The sequence below is a fragment of the Nocardia sp. NPDC060255 genome, assembly GCF_042727395.1.
Lineage (GTDB): Bacteria > Actinomycetota > Actinomycetes > Mycobacteriales > Mycobacteriaceae > Nocardia.
In genome coordinates, this window is sequence record NZ_JBHXAU010000004.1 from 344,976 (window position 1) to 365,178 (window position 20,203).

At 67.7% G+C, this 20,203-nt stretch carries 20 protein-coding genes; 8 read left to right on the forward strand and 12 right to left on the reverse strand.

Annotation, left to right across the window (positions count from 1 at the left end):
- The first annotated feature begins 10 nt into the window (after window positions 1-10).
- Both ACFWF1_RS11705 and ACFWF1_RS11710 read left to right on the forward strand, forming a co-directional pair.
- Window positions 11-1,372: a M20/M25/M40 family metallo-hydrolase gene (locus ACFWF1_RS11705; RefSeq protein ID WP_379281742.1), complete on the forward strand. Its 1,362-nt coding sequence runs from the start codon at window positions 11-13 to the stop codon at window positions 1,370-1,372.
- A gap of 14 nt (window positions 1,373-1,386) precedes the next feature.
- Entirely contained in the window at window positions 1,387-1,929 is a 543-nt protein-coding gene (locus ACFWF1_RS11710) for a YbhB/YbcL family Raf kinase inhibitor-like protein (protein WP_379281743.1), read from the forward strand.
- Between the two features lie 126 nt (window positions 1,930-2,055).
- On the opposite strand, the gene ACFWF1_RS11715 is transcribed toward ACFWF1_RS11710, so the two are convergent.
- The 4 genes from ACFWF1_RS11715 to ACFWF1_RS11730 all read right to left on the reverse strand — a co-directional run bounded on the left by ACFWF1_RS11715 (window position 2,056) and on the right by ACFWF1_RS11730 (window position 7,127).
- A complete protein-coding gene (locus tag ACFWF1_RS11715) occupies window positions 2,056-3,885 on the reverse strand; it encodes an AMP-dependent synthetase/ligase (protein ID WP_379281744.1) in 1,830 nt (609 codons plus the stop codon).
- A 149-nt stretch (window positions 3,886-4,034) separates the two neighbouring features.
- Window positions 4,035-4,721 (reverse strand): GTP cyclohydrolase II, encoded by a 687-nt coding sequence (locus ACFWF1_RS11720; protein WP_379281745.1) that lies wholly within the window; start codon window positions 4,719-4,721, stop codon window positions 4,035-4,037.
- Entirely contained in the window at window positions 4,708-5,628 is a 921-nt protein-coding gene (locus ACFWF1_RS11725; RefSeq protein WP_379281746.1) for a GTP cyclohydrolase II, read from the reverse strand. The genes ACFWF1_RS11720 and ACFWF1_RS11725 overlap by 14 nt, the downstream gene beginning before the upstream one ends.
- A complete protein-coding gene (locus ACFWF1_RS11730; RefSeq protein ID WP_379322170.1) occupies window positions 5,625-7,127 on the reverse strand; it encodes a PfkB family carbohydrate kinase in 1,503 nt (500 codons plus the stop codon). Before ACFWF1_RS11730 ends, ACFWF1_RS11725 begins: the two co-directional genes overlap by 4 nt.
- A gap of 455 nt (window positions 7,128-7,582) precedes the next feature.
- On the opposite strand from ACFWF1_RS11730, the gene ACFWF1_RS11735 reads away from it, so the two are divergent.
- Both ACFWF1_RS11735 and ACFWF1_RS11740 read left to right on the forward strand, forming a co-directional pair.
- Window positions 7,583-7,876, forward strand: a complete 294-nt coding sequence (locus ACFWF1_RS11735) for a hypothetical protein (RefSeq protein WP_379281748.1) — start codon at window positions 7,583-7,585, stop codon at window positions 7,874-7,876.
- A gap of 31 nt (window positions 7,877-7,907) precedes the next feature.
- Window positions 7,908-8,297, forward strand: a complete 390-nt coding sequence (locus tag ACFWF1_RS11740; RefSeq protein ID WP_379281749.1) for a hypothetical protein — start codon at window positions 7,908-7,910, stop codon at window positions 8,295-8,297.
- Between the two features lie 12 nt (window positions 8,298-8,309).
- Here the strand turns inward: ACFWF1_RS11740 and ACFWF1_RS11745 are convergent, their stop codons facing one another.
- The 4 genes from ACFWF1_RS11745 to ACFWF1_RS11760 all read right to left on the reverse strand — a co-directional run bounded on the left by ACFWF1_RS11745 (window position 8,310) and on the right by ACFWF1_RS11760 (window position 11,898).
- Complete coding sequence (locus ACFWF1_RS11745) at window positions 8,310-9,302, reverse strand: PfkB family carbohydrate kinase (protein WP_379281750.1); 993 nt, start codon at window positions 9,300-9,302, stop codon at window positions 8,310-8,312.
- A gap of 109 nt (window positions 9,303-9,411) precedes the next feature.
- Window positions 9,412-10,488, reverse strand: coding sequence for a quinone-dependent dihydroorotate dehydrogenase (locus ACFWF1_RS11750; RefSeq protein ID WP_379281751.1), 1,077 nt, complete (start codon window positions 10,486-10,488; stop codon window positions 9,412-9,414).
- Between the two features lie 4 nt (window positions 10,489-10,492).
- On the reverse strand, window positions 10,493-10,780 hold the full coding sequence (locus ACFWF1_RS11755) for a DUF5703 family protein (protein ID WP_379281793.1): 288 nt from the start codon (window positions 10,778-10,780) through the stop codon (window positions 10,493-10,495).
- Window positions 10,780-11,898, reverse strand: coding sequence for a YncE family protein (locus tag ACFWF1_RS11760; protein WP_379281752.1), 1,119 nt, complete (start codon window positions 11,896-11,898; stop codon window positions 10,780-10,782). Before ACFWF1_RS11760 ends, ACFWF1_RS11755 begins: the two co-directional genes overlap by 1 nt.
- Before the next feature lie 283 nt (window positions 11,899-12,181).
- Between ACFWF1_RS11760 and ACFWF1_RS11765 the strand changes: the two genes are divergently transcribed.
- The 4 genes from ACFWF1_RS11765 to ACFWF1_RS11780 are packed head-to-tail and all read left to right on the forward strand — an operon-like array spanning window position 12,182 to window position 15,527.
- A complete protein-coding gene (locus ACFWF1_RS11765; protein ID WP_379281753.1) occupies window positions 12,182-12,418 on the forward strand; it encodes a hypothetical protein in 237 nt (78 codons plus the stop codon).
- Window positions 12,419-12,958, forward strand: coding sequence for a hypothetical protein (locus ACFWF1_RS11770; protein ID WP_379281754.1), 540 nt, complete (start codon window positions 12,419-12,421; stop codon window positions 12,956-12,958).
- Between the two features lie 17 nt (window positions 12,959-12,975).
- Complete coding sequence (locus ACFWF1_RS11775) at window positions 12,976-15,111, forward strand: MMPL family transporter (RefSeq protein WP_379281755.1); 2,136 nt, start codon at window positions 12,976-12,978, stop codon at window positions 15,109-15,111.
- Between the two features lie 11 nt (window positions 15,112-15,122).
- Window positions 15,123-15,527 (forward strand): YrdB family protein, encoded by a 405-nt coding sequence (locus ACFWF1_RS11780; RefSeq protein WP_379281756.1) that lies wholly within the window; start codon window positions 15,123-15,125, stop codon window positions 15,525-15,527.
- 393 nt (window positions 15,528-15,920) lie between these two features.
- On the opposite strand, the gene ACFWF1_RS11785 is transcribed toward ACFWF1_RS11780, so the two are convergent.
- The 4 genes from ACFWF1_RS11785 to ACFWF1_RS11800 all read right to left on the reverse strand — a co-directional run bounded on the left by ACFWF1_RS11785 (window position 15,921) and on the right by ACFWF1_RS11800 (window position 20,134).
- Window positions 15,921-16,769 carry a heme ABC transporter ATP-binding protein gene (locus ACFWF1_RS11785; RefSeq protein WP_379281757.1) on the reverse strand — a complete coding sequence of 283 codons (849 nt, stop codon included), beginning with the start codon at window positions 16,767-16,769 and terminating at the stop codon, window positions 15,921-15,923.
- 61 nt (window positions 16,770-16,830) lie between these two features.
- The gene (locus ACFWF1_RS11790) at window positions 16,831-17,937 is read right to left on the reverse strand and encodes a FecCD family ABC transporter permease (RefSeq protein ID WP_379281758.1); all 1,107 of its coding nucleotides are present in this window, start codon (window positions 17,935-17,937) and stop codon (window positions 16,831-16,833) included.
- Window positions 17,938-17,950: 13 nt separating this feature from the next.
- Window positions 17,951-19,018 carry a hemin ABC transporter substrate-binding protein gene (locus ACFWF1_RS11795; protein ID WP_379281759.1) on the reverse strand — a complete coding sequence of 356 codons (1,068 nt, stop codon included), beginning with the start codon at window positions 19,016-19,018 and terminating at the stop codon, window positions 17,951-17,953.
- Window positions 19,019-19,162: 144 nt separating this feature from the next.
- Window positions 19,163-20,134 carry an aldo/keto reductase gene (locus tag ACFWF1_RS11800; protein WP_379281760.1) on the reverse strand — a complete coding sequence of 324 codons (972 nt, stop codon included), beginning with the start codon at window positions 20,132-20,134 and terminating at the stop codon, window positions 19,163-19,165.
- Window positions 20,135-20,203: the final 69 nt, after the last annotated feature.

Here is a 20,203-nt window from a genome sequence, read left to right on the forward strand (position 1 = left end):
GAAAGGGTACGTGTCCACAACTGTCGAAGGATCAGTCCCCAACAGCAGCTCTCGCGCGGTCGACGAGGTGGTAGACCTGGTCAGCGCGCTGATCCGGTTCGATACCTCCAACACCGGCGAGCTGGCAACCACCAAGGGGGAGCGCGAATGCGCGGAATGGGTGGCCGAACAACTGCACCAAGCCGGATATACGACGGAGTACGTGGAGTCGGGCGCGCCGGGGCGCGGGAATGTGTTCGCGCGGCTGCAGGGTGCCGACTCCAGCCGGGGCGCGCTGATGATGCACGGGCACCTCGATGTGGTCCCTGCCGAGGCCGCCGACTGGAGTGTGCACCCGTTCTCGGGTGCGGTGCGCGATGGTTACGTGTGGGGGCGCGGCGCCATCGATATGAAGGACATGGTCGGCATGATGCTGGCGATCGCCCGTCAGTTCAAGCTCGAGGGGACGGTGCCGCCGCGCGATATCGTGTTCGCCTTCCTGGCCGACGAGGAGAACGGCGGCAAGTGGGGCTCGCAGTGGCTGGTGGACAACCGGCCCGACCTGTTCGAAGGGATCACCGAGGCGGTCGGTGAGGTCGGCGGCTTCTCGCTGACCGTGCCCCGGCCGGACGGCACCGAGCGCAGGCTGTACCTGGTGGAGACGGCCGAGAAGGGGCTCGGCTGGATGCGGTTGCGCGCCAAGGCCCGTGCGGGTCACGGCTCGTTCCTGCACGAGGACAACGCGGTCACCATTCTGGCCGCCGCGGTCGCGCGGCTGGGCAAACACACCTTCCCTGTGGTGATGTCGGACTCCGTGACCGAGTTCCTGGCCGCCGTGGCCGAGGAGACCGGGCTGGAGTTCGATCCGGCCAGTCCCGACATCGAGGGCCAGCTGGCCAAGCTGGGCACCATCTCCCGGATCATCGGTGCGACACTGCGTGATACGGCGAACCCGACCATGCTGCAGGCCGGGTACAAGGCGAACGTGATCCCGCAGACCGCGGAGGCCGTGATCGACTGCCGCGTGGTGCCGGGGCGCCAGGCCGCGTTCGAGCGTGAGGTGGACGAGCTGATCGGCCCGGACGTCGAACGTGAGTGGATCACCAAACTCGACTCGTACGAAACAACATTCGACGGTCACCTGGTCGACGCGATGAACGACGCCATCCTCGCGCACGATCCGCAGGGTCGTACTGTGCCCTACATGCTTTCGGGCGGCACCGACGCGAAGGCGTTCGCCCGCTTGGGTATTCGCAGCTTCGGCTTCGCGCCGCTGCGGTTGCCGCCGGAGCTCGACTTCACCGCACTGTTCCACGGTGTCGACGAACGAGTTCCGGTGGAGGCGCTCGAATTCGGCACCCGGGTGCTGGAACACTTCCTGCTGAACAGCTGACGAAAGGACAATCCGTGCCCGACTACTCCTTCAATCCCTACGAGGCGCTGCCGCAGTTGCCGTCGTTCACGCTGACCTCCGCGGATGTCACCGACGGTCAGCCGCTCGGCAACGATCAGGTCAGCGGCGTGTTCGGCGCGGGCGGCAAGGACCTCTCGCCGCAGTTGTCCTGGTCCGGATTCCCTGCGGAGACAAAGAGTTTCACGGTAACCGTGTACGACCCGGACGCGCCGACGGCGGCCGGGTTCTGGCACTGGGCGGTCGCCGATATCCCGCTCGGCGTCACCTCGCTGCCCAGCGGCGCGGGCAGCGGCGAAGAGGGCGGGGCGCTGCCGACCGGCGCGATCTCGTTGCGCAACGACGGCGGGTTCGCCGGATTCGTCGGTGCGGCACCGCCGCCCGGACACGGCTACCACCGCTACTTCATCGTGGTGCACGCGGTGGACGTGGAAAGCCTCGGTCTCGACGGCTCCGCCACGCCCGCCTACCTCGGCTTCAACCTGTTCTCACACGCCATCGCCCGCGCGACCATCGTGGGCACCTACGAGCAGAAGTAAACTCACCCCGACCGAAGGCCACCTCGAGCACGCCAGACCGACCGAAGGTGCCCTTCACTCGATTCGGGCTTGCAGACTGAAGGCGCCCTTCAACCGCTAGGACGGGTTGAAGGGCGCCTTTGGTCGTTATTTGACGTTGATAACTGTGGGGGACGGTTCTTTTGCGTAGAGGGACGCGATCTCGGCGGCGTACTTGGCGGCTATCGGGCTGCGTTTGAGGGACATCTTCGGTGTGAGTTCGTCGCCGCCGGGCTCCCAGATCGCGCCGACGATGGTGAAGCGCTTGATCTGCTCCACCCGCGACAGCTTGACGTTGCCCGCCTGCACCGCGGCGAGCACCTCGTCGACGATCTCCTGGCGGGTCGCCAGCGTCGCCACCTCGGCGTCGGTGGCGTCGAACTCCTTGGCGCGCAAGGCCGCGACGTCGGGGTCGAGCACGATCAGCGCGGCGATGTAGGGCTTGGCGTCGCCGACCGCGACGACCTGACCGACCAGCGAGGAGACGGCCTTCACCGCGTTCTCGACATTGCTCGGCGCGATGTTCTTGCCCGCCTCGCTGATGATCAGTTCCTTCTTGCGGTCCACGATGCGCAGGTAGCCGTCGGGGTCGAGGGTGCCGATGTCGCCGGTGTGCAGCCAGCCGTCGTCGTCGATCGCCTCGGCCGTCCGCTCCGGCATGTTGCGGTAGCCGCGGGTCACGATGGGCCCGCGCACCAGCACCTCACCGTCGGCGTCCAAGCGCAGTTCCATGCCGTCGACCGGGCGGCCGACCGAGCCGGGGCGCGGCTTGGTCTTCTCGGTGAAGGTGCCGACGCCGGTGGTCTCCGACATGCCCCACACCTCGCTCATCGGGAAGCCGAGGCCGAGGAAGTACTCCAGGGTCTCCGCCGGGATCGGCGCGGCACCGGAGGCGGGCACCGACAGTTCGTCCAGTCCCATGGCCTGCCGCAGCTTCGACAGCACCAGCGCGTCGGCCACTTTGTGCTGCACCGCGAGGATCGGGCCACGGCCGCGGCCCGCGAGATCGGCTCGGGCCGCGGCCATTCCGGTCTCGATGGCCCAGTTGGCGAGTGACTTCTTCAGGCCGCTCGGTTCGGCGGCGAGCTTGCCCTCGATGCCGACCTTGATCTTCTGCCACACCCGCGGCACACCGAAGAAGGTGGTCGGGCGGGCGTCGGGCAGCGCGGCGGCGACCTCGCGCGGGTCCGGCACGGTGGTCACCTGGACGCCGGTGGTCAGGTTCATGGCGTGGCAGGAGATGCGGTCGGCGACGTGCGCGGCGGGCAGATAGGACACGGCGCGATCATCGAAGCCGACCGGCAGCGGGCCGTTCACCAGCGCGATCACCTGGGCGAGCACGTTGCGGTGGGTGACCTCGACGCCCTTGGACGGGCCGGTGGTGCCCGAGGTGTAGATCAGCGTGGCCAGATCGTCGGGCTGGACCGCGCGCCAGGCCGCCTCGAAATCGAAGCCGGCGGCCGGGTTCGCCTCGATCTCGGCCAGGGTGCTGGTGCCCGCGGCCGGTCCGTCGACCAGGATGATGTGCGCGAGCTCGACACCCGCGCCGGTGACCTTGTCCAGGAAAACCTGTTCTGTCACAACGACTTTGTTCGCCGCGTTGGTGAACAAGTGGGTGATCTGCTCCGATGAGCTGGTGTTGTAGATCGAGAACGGGGTGGCGCCCAGGTGCAGCGCGGCGGTGTCGACCAGGTTGAATTCGGGCCGGTTGGTGAGCATGATGCCGACGGTGTCGCCGCGCCCGACCCCGAGCTCGGCCAGGCCCGCCGCGATCGCGCGCACCCGCTCACCGAACTGCCGCCAGGTGATCTGCTGGGTCCCGCCGACGGTCCGCAACGCGACCTGCTCCGGCCGGATCGTCACGGTCTCCTGGAACGCCTCCGGCACCGTATAGACCGTTTTGCCCGATTTGTGCGAATAGCCGATGTCTGTCGTCATATCCCTGTTCCCGATATCCATGCAATGAACCGCGCCTCACGGCGTCCGCACGCGGGCGGTTCGAGACCCGAACGGGTCGGCGCGCCAGGAGTGGCGCGGCTCACTCATGGTAGCCAGGACTCCTGGTTCGTGACCGTCGTTAGGCGTAACTATCTGCCGTGCCACCACCGGCGCATCGAGAACCAGCCGCTGCGCAACCACAGCCGGACCGCGGCGAGATCGGCCAGGCGGCCATCGTTTTTGGGCAGCGTGTGCTGCCCGACGAGTCGCTTGGTCTCGAGGTAAGCCCGCGCCCGCCTGCTGCGTGGCCGGGTGTGCAGGGAGCGCACGGTTACCTTGATCCCGGCCTTCTGTACGGCCTGCACTTTGTCGGGATTGTTCGTCATGAGCCGGATCGACGACAGTCCGAGCCGCTGGAGGGCCGCGACTGCCTGCTCGTATCGCCGTGCGTCCCTGGGCAGGCCGAGTTTGGCATAGCTACGGAACGTATCCACCTGATCTTCCTGGCTTGTCCGCAGGCCGCGCGCCTTGTTGACGAGTCCGGCGCCGCGGCCCTCCTGCTCCAGGTAGATCAGAATCCCGCTGCCCGCCGCCTGAATAAAGTCCATGGCCTTCTCGAGCGCGGGGCCGCAGTCGCAGTCGTCGGTCTGCAGCGCATCGCCGTACAGACAGCGGGAATGGATTCGGACGAGGCAGCCGTCGGTCGGCTCGCCGAAGATCAGCACATGCCCGCCGTCGGGCTCGGCGGGCAGCTCTATGACCCGGACCCGCAGATCGTGGCCCTTGCGCAGCAAGCGATGCCCGGTTTCGGCGAGATCCCATTCAGCAGTGGTCAAGTGCTTCCTCCGTGGCCTGGATCGTCTGGTCATCTCGGGGCTTCGACGCCGGTAGCGGGAAAGGCGTAGTGGGCACTGCCGCTAAGGCCCGCGTGACTCCGGGGCGTTTTCGCCACGCCCAACTGCTCGCCACCGCGATCGCGGCAAGGGCGCCCACTGCGGCGATCCCGGCGTGGCCTACCGCGACGAGCAAGACGAGCAGCATCGCGATCGTAGACACCGTGACGAACTCGCGGCTCGGCAGCGGCCGCACCGAACGCGATGTCGGCAGAGCAGGTGATTCCGGCAGCACGAGCAAAGGCAGTCCGCTACTCGGGATGATGTGCCCACGGTGCACGCGCTTGGCTTCCAAATAAGCTCTGGCCCGTTCGCTGCGGACCGGTGTGATCAACGGCGCGACAACGACTGTGAGGTCGGCGTCTTGCAGCGCTTCGACCTTGGCAGGGTTGTTGGTGAGCAAAGTGACCGACCGCAATCCGAGCCCGAGCAGTCCGCGTGCCGCCACCGCATAGGTTCTGGCGTCGACGGGATAACCCAATTCCCGGTAGCTGGTGAAGCTGTCGGTGCGGCAGAGTTCGCTGTGCCGATAGCCACGCGCCTTCGCGATGAGCCCGGCGCCGCGGCCCTCCTGCTCGAGATAGACCAGGATGCCGGAGCGCGCGGCCTGGATGCGATCGAGCGCGACATCGAGCTCGGGGCCGCAGTCGCAATCGTCGGAGCCGAGCACCTCGCCGTAGAGGCACCGCGAATGGATGCGGACCAGGCAGCCGTCGGCGATGTCGCCGAAGACCAACAGGTGGCCTCGTTCGCCTGCGTCGTCGAGCTCGAGCACCCTGACCCGCAGATCGTTCGCCTTACGCGTGAACCGGTGATCGGTGTCGGCAAGGTGGGGCAGGGATATGGTCAATGCTCCTCCGAAGCAAGTCTGACGATGCGGTCGATCTCACTGACCGGTGGCATGGCTCCGGGCACGTCCCCGAACGATTGTGTAGCCACCATCGCTGCGGTCGCCCAGATGTAATCGTCTTCCTCGGCCGGTCGGCGGGTCGAGACGAGACGGTATACCAGGGCGGCCGCGAAGGCAGCAGCCGCACCGGGGGAGTCTTCCATCGCCGCGGGGAAGGCCGGGATCTGGCTGTTGACCAGGTCCGACCACACCGTGCACCGGAAGTCCTCGGTCGCGCAGACCGACCGCACCCCGAGCGCGCGTAACCGTTGCGCGGTATCGCTGGTGGACGCGGCGGCGACCTCGGGCACCATGGCGGCGAGATCCTTGCTGGTGCCCGCCAGGTAGTCGACGACGTTGAGGTACTGGTAAAGGTATTGCGGCAGATCGATCGGCGGTGACGGATGGACCACGAGCAGCGGCCGCGAATCCAGTCGCCGGACCAGGGCCATGACCTGCTCGATGACGGTGATCGGCTGCTCGAAGGTCAGCAGCACGGCATTCGAGGCGGCGATGGCCGCGCGAATCGCCGCGCTGCGTAAGTCCCGCGCGCTCAACCGGATTCGGTCGTCTCGGCAGCCGATGAGGCCCGCGGCGCCGGTGCTGGTGATCATCACCGCGGTCACCGGGGTTGGTGCGTCGGGAACGACCTTGACCAGATCGGTGTCGACGTTTTCTGAGCGCAGGTAGTCGAGGACATGCCGGCCCTCGTCGTCGTCGCCGACCGCCGAGATCAGCCGGACCTGCAGTCCGAGCCTGGCGGCGGCGACCGCGCGGTTGAGGCCCTTGCCGCCAGGATGCTTCTCGAAGCTGTTTCCGGGGGTGGAGGTGCCCGCTTCCGGGATGTGATCGACGAAGTAGATGTGATCGATGACGGCGTCCCCGAAGACCGTCACTACCCCCGGAACCGTTGGTACGGAACGATGTTCCGTCGACAGCTGCGGCTGAACCGCAGCCGCCGGGTGCACCGATCCCGCGTCGTAGACCGACTCGTTCACCAACAGGCCGGCCAGGGCGGTGAAGGCGCGCCGTTCGGGCGTGGCTCGCAACGACCGGACCGATAGCGGGGGCGGGATCCGTTCGGCCCGTAGCGTTTCGTGCAGCAACCGCCAATGCTCGGTGAGGTATTCCCGGCGCTCGCCGAGGTCCGCGGCGTACAGGCGATCGAGATCAACCGCGGTGGTGGCGTTCTCGCGCAACAGGCCCAGTGACAGCTCGGCGTCGGCGATCAATCGGTTGGTCGGTTCCAGTTGTGCCGCGAGTTCTTTGACCACCGGCAGGACGGCCTCCTCCGGCGCGATGCCATGGCGCCGCGCATGCTGGCGGACGGCTAGCAGATCGAGCAGCGGAGCAACGTCGATCTCGGTGGTGCGCAGGCGATCCGAGCTCAGACCGGAGCGCTTGCACAGTCGGGTGAGGATATTACGCACGGCAACCACGCCCGAGTCCTGCGGGACCATGACCGGTGTCAACCTCTCTGGTCGTCGTTATCGAGGGCCGCGCTGACGATAGCCGAAAACGGCGTTTAGCCAGCCGACGAACTGTCAATTACCAAACTACAACGGCAATTGACGGTCAGATACGGCAAATGCCACACTGGGTTTGGCGGGGTACCCGCTTCCCAGCCACCTCGGAGGGGACTCGGAGATGAAAGTTGTTCTCCTGATCAGGCAGGGCCGGCGGCGAAGGCCGCACCGGCACATCGGGTCCGACGCAGACCTCGAGCCGAACCTGGTTGCGGCCTAGGCGAGCCGCGTTGCGTTCGCCGGCCCATCGCGTCCCAAGCCAGCCTCAGCCGTCGCTCGCACCGCTTCATCGAGGAAGCGCCGCACCGGCCGACCGCGCTTCGCCGGTCGGCCGGGCTCAGCACACCCGAATGCGGGTCGGCGACGACTCCTCCCCGGTGGAGACAGCCGTGACGATCTACGAGAACAGCCGGTCGATGACGAGTAGCACCACCCAGGAATGGGCATGGCGGGTGGCGGGGCACGAGGAACCGGCATGGCGCCTGAGTTGGTTACCGCACCGGCTCAGCCACGAACAGGCAAGGGCGGGAATGGAATTGGACGAGCTGCTGAGCCGTCGAGATCTCGCCGCAGACCCAACGACGCAGGAACAGGCCGAAGCGCTGGCCGACATCCTGGGAACCACGGTGCAGCAGGCCACCCTTCTGCTGCACCAGCGAATGCACGACAGGCGGCATTCGTGATGAAGCTCCATCTGTTACCCCGGAGGCAGCTATGACTGTGCACACCACCGCATGGACGATGACCAGCGATATCACCCCGGAGTCGGCGTACCGCGAAGCCGGAAACGCGAATGCGTGGCGGTTGAGCTGGCTGCCGGATCGCCCGCTGAGCCAGGCGCAGGCCCGGCTGGGCATGGAACTCGACGAGTTGCTGAGCAACCCGCACGCGGTGTACGACCAGCGGGCCCAATCCCGTGCTGATACCTGCGCCGAGATGTTAGGCGTGTCCTGGGAAGAAGCGCTGCTGCTGCTGGCCAATCGGATGGCGCAACGACTGCAGCACGGTCAGCGCGCCGAGGGGGAGGCCGCGCCGCCGGGGCGGACTCCCCGCTCGCATTCGATGCGCACACACGTCGTCGAGCCGCCGTACGCGCATCGCTGACGACCGGCGCGATCAGCTGTGGTCGTCGGATGACGTTGGGAGGCGGGCGATCCGATCGATCTCGCTGACGGGCGGCATGGCGCCGGACACGTCGCTGAAGGACTGGGTTGCCGCCATGGCGGCGGTAGCCCATTCGAAGTCTGCGCGATCGGCAGGGCGACCGGCGGTCATGAGCCGGAAGGCGAAGGCGGCGCTGAACGCCGCGGAGGATCCGGGCGAGTCCGCCAGCACCGCGGCGAAGGAGCGTGGCACGTCGAGATTCAGTGCCGCCGATCGGACACTGCACTCGAATCGTTCGACGGCGCAGACACTTCCGACGCCCTGCGCGAGCAGTTGCGGCGCGATGTCGACATCGAGATCGGCGATCGGTGAGTGTGGTGTGCGCGCCGGATCGGCGACCAATTCGGCCAGCTCCCTGCGGGTTCCGATCAGGTAGTCGATCCGGCCGAAATACTTGGAGATGTACTGCGGTGAGTTCGTCGGCGGCGTGGCGTGCACCAGTAAAAGCGGACGCGTGCGTCCTCTGCGGATCACGCCCAAGGCCTGATCGATGACGGCGATCGGCGGCTCGAAGGTGAGCAGCACCGCATCGGCCGAGGTCAGCGCCGATCGGGCGGCGGCGGTGCGCAGGTCGTCGCGGCTTAATCGCACGGCGTTATCGCTGTCGCCGATGATGCCGGTGGCCCCGCTGCTCGCGATGATCACCCCCACCACCGGAGTCGATTCGCCGTCCACCGTCTTGACCAGATCGGTATCGACGCCTTGGCGTTTCAGGTATCGGATGATGCGCCGACCCGCTACATCACCGCCGACCGCACTGATCAGCCGCACCCGTAAACCCAGCCGGGCGGCGGCGACGGCACGGTTGAGACCCTTGCCGCCGAAGTGTTCTTCGAAACGTCCGTGCACCGTGCCGCCTTCGGCGGGCAGCCGGTCGGTGCGATAGATGTGATCGATGACGGCATCGCCCACGATGGTGAGCACGCCCTGATCTCGCGAGACCATGCGCCGCCCCCTCGCGTGGGTTGTGTGTGGTTGTGCCCCAATCAGAATAAGCCGCGCTACGCGAGTTCGGCCGCGTTCCTATCCCATTCGCGGGCTGGGCGCAACGCGCTCAGGCGTTGGCGGTGTGCTCGGCGCCGATGGCGTCGGCGATGCTCTGATACCCGTTGGCGCGCAGGCGTTGTGCGAGACCGCGGTGGATTTTGCGGGTCCAGAAGGGGCCGCCGTAGATGAAGCCGGTGTAGCCCTGCAGCAGGGTGGCGCCCGCGCGGACGCGTTCCCAGGCCTGGTCGGCGGTTTCGATGCCGCCGACGGAGATGAGGATGAGGCGGTCGCCGACGCGGCGGTAGAGGCGGCGCAGCACGTCGAGGGAGCGGTCGGCCACGGGGGCGCCGGAGAGGCCGCCCGCGCCCATGGCGGTGACCTCGTCGGCGGGCGTGCGCAGGCCGTCGCGGCGAATGGTGGTGTTGGTGGCGACGATTCCGGCGAGGCCGAGTTCGACGGCGAGGTCGGCGACGGCGTCGATATCGTCGTCGGACAGGTCGGGGGCGATCTTCACCAGGACCGGCACCTGGACGCTGTCGAGCACGGCCTGCAGCAGCGGGCGCAGCGATTCCACGGCCTGCAGATCGCGCAGGCCGGGGGTGTTGGGGGAGCTGACGTTGACGACGACGAAGTCGGCGAGCGGGCCGAGCAGGGCCGCGCTGATCGCGTAATCGCCTGCGGCGTCGGCGGGTTCGACGATTTTGGTCTTGCCGATGTTCGCGCCGATCGGCACGTCACCGCGGCGGCCACGCAGGTATTCGGCGGCGGCCGCGGCACCGAAGTTGTTGAAGCCCATACGATTGATCAGGGCGTGATCGGCGGGCAGCCGGAACAGTCGCGGCGCGGGATTGCCGGGCTGGGCCTGGGCGGTGACGGTGCCGATCTCGGCGAAACCGAAACCCAGTGGCGCCCAAGCGTCGACGCCGTCGGCATTCTTGTCGAAACCGGCGGCCAGCCCGACCGGCGCCGGGAAGTCGATGCCGAACGCGGTGTTGCGCAGGATGGGATCGTCGGTGACGAGCAGCTTGGTCATCACCCACCGGGTGGGCGCGAAGCGAGCGGCCACGCGCATCGTCGCGAAGGCCAGGTGGTGGATGCGTTCCGGCGGGACCAGAAACATCAGGCGTAATAACAGGGCGTACATCAGCTCACATTCCCGGTTCGGGCTGGGGTAGTGCGGTTTTTCGGCGGCGCAGCAGCACCCGGCGGCTACCGTCGGTATAGGCCCGCACGCGGGACAGTTCCCAGCCGCCGAACTCGGCCTGGATGGCCAGCCGCATGGACGCGGTCACCCTGGTCACCTCGGGTGGCAGTCGCAGCGGCACGTATTCGTAATCGTCGCTGGTGGTTTCCCAGCCGGCGGGCAGTGCGTTGCGCCGCGCTCGCTGCTCGCGTGGTGATGCGGGTTCGTCGTCTGCGCGCGTTGCCGGAGTCATCATTGGCCTCTCTTCCGATCGTCCGCCCGGATCCGCTGCAGGCCGTCGCCGGTCGCGGATCCTACGAACATGTCCCCGGTGCGCTGATCGATGGTCACCGAGTTCGGCTGCCGCACCGTCGGGTAGCGGCCCACCTCTGCCGGTATACCTGTCGACAGATCGAATCCGACGACTTCGTTGCTCTGCGTGCACGTCACCCACACGGTGTCGGACCGCTGATCGTAGGCAAGCGCGTAAGGCGAAGAGTTTACCGGGAACCGCTGACGCAGGACGAGAGGTCCGGCGCTGAAGACCAAGAGTTCGCCGCCGGTGCTGTCGGTGACGATGATCCGGCCGAAGTGGTCGGCGATCATGTTGGTGGCGCCGTCACCCGCGCGCAGGGCCAGGCCGAGGTCGTCTTTGCCCAGCTCGATCTCGGTGACGGAGGTTTGCCGGCGGTCCAGGACGGACACGTGCCCGTCGGTGAGGGCGAGCGCGTCGGCGGAGACGAGGCCGGTGACGGTGCGGGTGACTGCGCCGTCGGTTGCCAGGGTGCGGACCTTGCCGTCGGCGGTGCCGACGAGCAGCGTGCCGTCGTCGCGTCGCTGCACCGACCTCGCGTCACCGTCGAACGGGATTTCGCTGACCGAGTGGGCCGCGATATTGACGCGGAAGATCCGGTTGGGTGCGGCGACAAGCAGTTCGCCCGGCTTGCCCTGGGCGAGGCTGGCGCCGCGGGCCGACAGGGACAGGGCGCGGACACCGGCGTCCGGAACACCGTTGGGATCGGTGCGGCCGAGTGTCGCCGGGTCGATGAGGAACAGGACCGTGCTGGTATCGGTGCTGGCGTCGAGGGCGGCGATCTCTCCGGTGCTCGCCTCGGTCAGCAGTGCGCGGACGGGGCTGGACAGTCGTGTGACATCGCCTGCGGGATGCGGCGTGTCGGTGGGTGAGACCGCCGCGGTGGCCGGATCTCTGGTGGGCAGGTTGTCACTGTCGGGACTGTTGGAGCAGCCGGTCAGCAGGGCCAGTGCCGCTACTCCGACGAGCGCCGTCGGGACTCGGAGTGTGCGGTTGCGGGGCGTAACCACAGCGGAACCCGCGAACGCCGCCAATCGAACCCAGCCGCGAGGGCGCATCCACCGAACTCCTTCTACCGACCGCTACCGACGATTCACCGCAACTCCACCATCTGACCATGATGGCGCACCATGACGGCGTACCGGGGTGGCGGCTGGGGGAGAATGTCGGTGATGCGGGTTACGGTTGAGCTGAAACAGTGTCCAAATCAGGGAGATCCGGTTGAAAGCCGACCATTCGTCGGGATTTGCCATCGATGACATAACCGTTGGCCCGTTCGCGCATGGGTTCGGGACGACCGGCGATGGCAGGCCGTATGCGTTTCGTACGGTCCGGGCCAGCTTGACGCTGGAGATCTACCGGGCCGATCTGGCCAGCGAGGTACCCGGCCCGGAGGACGTGGTCGCGGTCGCCGAGGCCAGGGTCACCGACATCGACCTCGATGACGAACGCAGCGTCGTCGCGTTGGTGCGCGACATGATTCCCGATGCGGTACCCGTCGACGCGGCGCCGGATCGCGAAGTGACGACCGTGCGGGCACTGCTGGGACGCATCAGTTCCGTAATTGATGGTATGTAGATGGTGATGCCATACACATTTCTCGCCCGCACCGTGCTGACCGCGTCCGGCCTCCTGCTGGTGGCCGCCACCGCGGCGTGCAGCACCGGATCGGACGAGGCGGCCGTCGACGCCGCTCGTTCGTCGGCCAACGCGTCGCTGTCCGCCTCGATCACCACGTCGTCCATCGCCGCGCATCCGCCGCTGCCGTCGGCCGCGCAACTGGACTCGCAGATCAAGCGGGCACTCGATCCCGGGCTGCCGGACAGCGAGCGCACCGATCTCATCGAGGACGGTGACGCGTTCCGGACCGCGATCCCCGACATGTACAAGGCGCTGCAGGACAATCCGCGCGCGGTCTACGGGGTCACCGATCCGGTGTTCGACAATCATGACGGCACGCTCACCGCGACGATGCGGCTGGACAAGGACGGTAGCGGGACCGCGGTGCGCACGACCGTCGTGCATTTCGTGTTGCTCGACGGTAAGTGGAAGATCTCGCGGACCGACCTGTGCGGGATCCTGCGTTCCGCCGATTACCGCACGCCGGCCTGCGGCTGACCGTGTCGGACTTGCGGATGACGCGCGTTCGCGGGTCGCGGGCACCGCAGGACGATTCGAAGTTGCATTCGGGGTTGCTGTGGTGGGGGCGGTTCGTCTACCGGCATCGGGTGCTGGTGCTCGGCGTGTTCGTGTTGGTGGTGCTGGCGTCCGGTGTGTACGGGCGCGATCTGGCGGGGCGGTTGACGCAGGAGGGGTGGTTCGACGAGTCCAGCGAATCGGTGGCGGCGTCGAAGATCGCGGACGCGACCTTCGGACGGGACACCGACAGTGATCTGATCCTGCTGTACACCGCGCCGGCGGGCGCGACCGTCGACGATCCGGCGGTCCGATCCGCGGTGACGGGCGCGTTGAACGGATTGCTTGCGCGTTATCCGGAGCACATCCTGAAGATCGATAGCTACTGGGATAGTCCGTTCGCGGCGAACGCCACCGACGCCTCGCGGACACATGCGTTCGCCAGCGTCGGATTGCGCGGAGAGGGCACCGCGACTGTCGAGAACTACTCCGCGATCAAGGATCATCTCGGCGCCGGGCAGGTCGGCGGTGGGCCCGGCGGCACCACCGTGCAGCTGGCCGGTTTGCAGCCGGTGCTGGCGGGACTCAATACCGGGATGCAGAACGACATCCATCGGGCGGAAATCATCGCTATGCCGTTGGTGGCGATTCTGCTGTACTTCGTGTTCGGCGGGGTGATCGGTGCGCTGCTGCCGGTGTTGATCGGCGGGATGACGATCTTGGGCACCGCGGGCATCATGCGGGTGCTCACCGGGCTGATCGATGTGAACGTATTCGCCAGTACCGTCATGACTTTGGTGAGTCTCGGGTTGGCGATCGACTATGGGTTGTTCACCGTCACCCGGTTCCGGGAGGAGCTCGCGGCGGGTCGCAGTGTGGAGGAGGCGACCGCGCGCACGGTCGCGACCGCGGGGCGCACTGTGCTGTTCTCGGCGGCGATCATCGCGGTGAGTCTCGGTGCGCTGTTCATCTTTCCGAACGGGGTACTGCGGTCGGTGCCCTATGGCGGCATCAGCTCGGTGCTGCTCGCCGCGTTGCTGTCGGTGACCGCGCTGCCCGCGGCGTTGAGTATCGCTGGGCGGCGGATCGATCTGCTGGGCTGGAAACGGTTCTCGCGCAGTAAGACCGAGGCGCAGATCGACGCCGGATTCTTCTCGCGGCTCGCGCAGTGGTCGATGCGGCGGCCGTGGGCGGTGGCGGTGCCGATCGTGCTCGCGCTGCTCGCGTTGAGTATTCCGTTCCGGCACATCGAGTTCGGCGGGATCAGTGAGAAATATCTCGGTGCCGAGAACCCTGCCAGGGTGGCGCAGGAACGGTTCGATGAGCTGTTCCCGAGTTTCCGTACCGAACCGCTGAAGCTGGTTATCCGTGGTGCGGATCCGCAGCAGCTCAGTGATATTCGTTACGAGGCGAGTCAAATCACTGGGCTCACCGGACGATTCGAGCCTTCGGTGCCGACCAAGGACGGCATCAATGTGTTGCAGGCCGGGCTGACGGACAAGCAGGATTCCGATCGGGTGATCTCGGCGTTGCGGGCGATCCCGGAACCGCCTGGCGTGGACGTGATGGTCGCGGGGGTGCCCGCGCTGGAACGCGACAGCATCAATGGACTGTTGCATGGGTTGCCGTTGCTGGTGGCGATTCTCGCGGCGGCGGCGTTGACGCTGATGTATGCGGCGTTCCGGTCGATTGTGTTGGCGGTCAAGGCTGTTGCGATGAGCGCGCTGAGTCTGGTGTCGACGTTGGGTGTGCTCACCTGGGTGTTCGTCGAGGGGCATGGTGCGGGGTTCTTCCACTTCACGCCCGGCCCACTGATGTTCGCGGTGCTCGCGTTGATCGTGACGGTGGTGTTCGGGCTGTCCACCGACTATGAGGTGTTCCTGCTGTCCCGGGTCTCCGAGGCACGGGTGAACGGAGCCGAACCAGGCGAGGCGATCCGCTATGGCATCGCCCACACCGGCGGCGTAATCACCTCCGCCGCAGCCATTCTGATCGTCGTCACCGGCGCCTTCGGCTTCTCCGACCTGGTTCTGATGAAGTACATCGCCTACGGAATGATCGCCGCACTGATCCTCGACGCCACCGTTATCCGGATGCTGCTGACTCCAGCGGTATTGAAGCTGATCTGGCGCTGAAGGATCCCGCCATGCAGATACTCAAGGGCGCCAACCTGTTCGGCACCTTCCTACTGGAACTGGGAGTGCTTGCGGGAGTAGCAGTCTGGGGTTTCACCCTGCCCGCCGGCTTGCTGGTCAGGGTGATCGCCGGTGTCGCCACCCCAGCCCTGTTCGTCCTCATGTGGGCTCTGTTCGGCGCGGGGTCGACACCGCGGTTCCCGCTTCGCGGCACCTGGCGCCTCGCCCTCGAACTGATCTGGTTCGGTGGCGGCGCACTCGCCTGGGCCACCGCGACAACACCCGTGACCGGCCTGGTCTTCGTCGCCCTCTGGGCAGTCAACGCCCTCCTACGCGTCCTCCTCCAAGGCGGACTGCTACTCGACAACGACCCATCAGACCCACCCAGCCCCCTCCGACCGCCGACGTACCAGTGACCGCCGTCCGCGCACGAATCAGCCCGGCGCGCACGAAATTCCCGGCGATCTTTATCGCAGGGCGCGAAGAGATACGCGGCACACAGTCCAGGCCAGCCCGGAACCCAACGGCACGCTGCCGAACTGCCTGACGGCCGACCACCTTGCGGCGTACGAATCAGCCTGGCGCGCACGGAATTGCTGGCAATTCTGGACGCAGCGGGCGAGGACGCACGCGGCGGCACCCTTCTGGTGAGATCGGCAGCGGCCAGTCCGAGCCAGACGGACCTCCAGTGCGTTCGTACTCCAGGTGCTGGCAGGGTATAGCGCCGCTTGCCGCGCCTGAATCAGCGTGGCGCGTATGGAATTGCTGGCAATTCTGGACGCGGCGGGTGGGAACGCACGCGGGAGAGGTTATCGGCGGACGGGGAGGACTAGTTGGGCGCCGGTGCGGGGGTGGTTCAGGACTTCGACGGGGTGTTGGTAGACGCGGGTGAGGAGGTCGGTGGTGAGGACCTCGCGGGGTGGGCCGTCGGCGGCGATGCGGCCGGACTCGAGGACGGCGACGCGGTCGGCGTAGGCGGCGGCGATGCCGAGGTCGTGCAGGACGACGACGACCGCGGCACCCGCTTGGGCGCGGGTGGTGGCCAGGTGCAGGACGGCTTCCTGGTGGCCGAGGTCGAGGGCGGCGGTGGGCTCGTCGAGGAGCAGGGTGCCGGTGTCCTGGGCCAGCACACGGGCCAGGGCGACGCGGGCGCGTTCGCCGCCGGAAAGGGTCGGAAAGGACCGGGCGCCAAGGTGTTCCACGTCGGCGGCGGTCATCGCGGCGGCGATGCGCTCGTCATCGAGCTCGCGCCGCTCGGTCCGCAACCATGGCGCCCGCCCCATCGCCACGACCTCGCGAGCGGTGAACGGGAAACCGACGGTATGGGTTTGCGGGAGCACGGCCCGACGGCGCGCCATATCCAGCGGCGACCAATGCGTCAACGCCTGCCCTTCGAGCTCGACCGCCCCCTCGCTCGGCGTCAACTCGCCCGCCAGCGCGGCAAGCAACGTGGACTTGCCCGCACCATTGGGCCCGACCAGCGCGACTACCTCACCCGCGACAACATCGAAGTCCACCCCTTCGAGCACCCGCCGCTGTGCGGTCTTAGCCCCCCGCCGATCCACACTCACCCCCCGCGCCCGCAAGGTAACCGCCCCCTTCTCCGGCGCAACAGGTAACTCATGCGTCCGCGCGAACACCTGTCGAACCCCACTCACACGCCACCCCCACAGCACAGGAAGCCAACCGACACAACGTAATTCGGCCTGCGGGCGCGCATCATGCCCATCCTCCGGCGCGGGCACGGGTGCGGCGGAGCAGCCAGAAGAAGAAGGGGCCGCCGATCAGGGAGGTGAGCATGCCGAGGGGGAGGTCGGCGTTGTGCACCAGGGAGCGGGCGGCGACGTCGGCGGCGAGTAGGACGATGGCGCCGAGGATGGCGCTCAACGGGATCAGGACGCGGTGGGCGGGGCCGACGAGCATCCGGACCAGATGCGGGACGATCAGGCCGACGAACATGACGATGCCGGTGAAGGCGACCCCTGCCGTGGCGAGGACGGCGACGACCAGGATGACGTTGCGGCGCAAGCGTTCCACGTCGACGCCGAGGTGACGGGCAGCGGGCTCACCGAGGGCGAGCAGGTCGAGTCGTGGCGCGATGAGGATGGCGGCGGTGACACCGAGGGCGGTGAGGATGGCGACGACGGTGACCGAATCCCAGGTCGCGCCGTTCAGTGAACCCAACTGCCAGAACACGATCTGATCGCGCGCGGCGGGGTTGGCGACGAACAACAGGAACGCGAGCAACCCGCCCGCGAACGCATTGATCGCGACACCGGTGAGCACCAAGGTGACCACCTCGGTGCGTCCATTGGAGCGGGCGAGCAGATACACCAGCAGTGTGGTGGCCAGCCCCGCGGCGAACGCGGCCGCGGCCACCGACCAGGCGGCGACGAACGCGCCGCCGACCACGATCACGGTGCCCGCACCGACCGCGGCACCGGCGGAAACACCGATAACACCGGGCTCGGCAAGCGGATTCGCGAACACACCCTGCAGCAACCCGCCCGCCGTCGCGAGCGCCGCCCCGACCAGCATGGCCAGCAATACCCGGGGGAACCGCACCTGCCACAACGTCACCTCACCGGCGGGATGCGCGGGCATCGGCCCCCAGTCGAGTCCGATCCGGTGCAGCACGCTGCCCGCTACCTCGGCGGGTGTGGTCGGCACCTGGCCGATCGCGGCGGACGCCAGGGCCAGCGCGATCAGCCCGATGATCGCCACTGCGAACACCAGCGTGATGCGCGAACGTCCGCGCGATTTCGGAGCAGGCGGCACAGATGGTTCGACTGCTGGTTCGGTCTTGGCCACGGCGGATTCGGTCATGCGAGCCGCCCGGTCATGCGGGCTTGACGCCGTACACGGCCGCGCTGAGGGCCGTGATGACGCGGCCGGTGTTGGGGCCGTAGCTCAGGATCACCTGGTCCGACATGTCGACGACCCGCTTGTTGCGCCCGGCCGGGGTCTGCGCGATGCCCGGCACCTTCTCCAATCCGTCTACTCCGCCAACGGATTTCAGCCCGTCCGACATGACGAGCAGCAGATCGGGCGCGGCACTGATCATGGCCTCGCTGGTGATCGTGATGAACGGTTCGGACAGCGCGGCGCCCGCGTCTTGCCCGCCGAGCGCGGCGATCAGCGAATCCGCCCCGGATCCCGGCCCGGCCAGCATGGTGATGGCGGTGCTGCGCAGATACAGGAACGCCATCTTCAGCTGCGGATCCTGCTTGGGCACAGCGGCGATGGCGGCGTCGATCTCGCCGCGGGTGCGCTGCCCGAGCGCCTTCCCTTGCGCGGGCACGCCCAAAGCGTTTGCCACGGCCTCGATCTGGGGGACGACACCGTCCATGGTGCGCTTCGGATCGGCGAACACGACGTTCACGCCTGCCGCGCGCAACTGCTCACGCAACTGCGGCGTCACCGTCACGTCATCGGTCAGGAACACCGAAGGGCGCAGTGCCAGTAGGGCTTCCAGGTTCAACGAACCGTTGCCGCCCGCCACGTTCGGCACATCGCGAATGGCGGGTATCGCGACGGTGCTGCGGCCGATCAGCTTGCCGCCCAAGCCGAGCGCGTACACGATCTGCGAGAGCGTGCCGTAGCGATCGACCGCGATGATGCGGCTCGCATCGGTGATGGTGACGTCCGCGCCGTCGAATGAGCGCACAGTGACCGGGAGCACCGGCGTCGGCTCCGGTCCGATCGGCACCGGATCGAGGTCGGTCAGCGTCGCGGTGGCCGCCCCACGCGGGCCGGAATTCGTCGCCGCGGTGTCCGTTCCGCATGCGGCGGACGCGGCGACCAGCGTGAGCGCGAACACCGCGAGCACACAGCGCGACCAGCCCGATCGGACACCGGCGATCCGCTGGGTTCGGACGGACGAGTCGCCGGACGTCGCATGCCTCATGTAGGTAAGCCTAAGACGTGCCGCGCGACGATCGGCACCGGGTCGGTGCCGATCGAACAGGTGGTCGTCAGGAACTCGCCGGACTTCGAGATTCCGTGAGTGCCCGCAAATACGCCGGCCGCAGGGAGCATCTGGCGGCGTCGCTCACTCGGTACGAGCACTGACGTCGTCGAGCGCGGCCGCGATGGCGCGCGGCAGTTCCAGGGTTTCCGCGGCGAGCACGCCGGTGAGCTGTCCGATATCGCGGGCGCCGACGATCATGCTCGCGATGCCGGGCCGGTCCCGAATCCAGGCCAGCGCGACGGCCAACGGCGAGGTACCCAACCCGTCCGCGGCGGTGACCAGCGCGTCGACCACCCTGGTCGCGCGCTCGTCGAGACTGCTGCGGATATCGGCCGCGGTGGCCTCGTCCGCGCCGCGCGAGTCCGCGGGAACCCCGTCGCGATACTTGCCGGTGAGAATCCCGCCGGCCAGCGGCGCGGACGCGATCACGCCGACACCGTGATGCAGTGCGGCGGGCACGAAATCGGGTTCCGCGTCGCGGGCCAGCAGCGAGTACGGCGTCTGCGCGACGCTGATCGGGGTGATCGCGGCGAGGCTCGCCACCTGCCACGCGCCGAATCCGCGCACGCCCGCGTACCGCACCTTCCCGGCCCGCACCACCTGTTCGAGGGTGGCCGCGACCTCGTCGAGCGGGGTCCGCGGATCCCACACCGCGACATTCCAGATGTCGAGGTGATCGGTGCCGAATTCGAGCAGCGTCCGATCGAGCTGACGCAGCAGCGCGCGCCGCGAGGTGTCGACGGCGGTCTTGGTCGTCGCGTCCGGCACGGCCGGTCCGGCGGGCGCGGGCGTGACCCGCGGCGCGAGACCCGCACAGCCGCTGAGCACCAGATCGTCGCGCGAGACGAGATCGCCGAGCAGCTCGGCCAGGATTCGTTGCGCGCCACCGCCGACGTACGCGGGGGAGGTGTCGACGAGCGTGCCGCCCGCCTCGATGAACGCCACCAACTGCACGGCCGCCTCATCGGCATCCGTATGCGAACCCCAGGTATGGGTCGCAAGCCCTATCCGGGACACCCGTAGGCCGCTGCGGCCAACCGTCCGTTGCTCCATCACCGTGTCCGCGCAATCGTCACGGCGCCAAGCCTAGAGCGTGCGCGGTCGTCCGGGCGCCTACCCGCA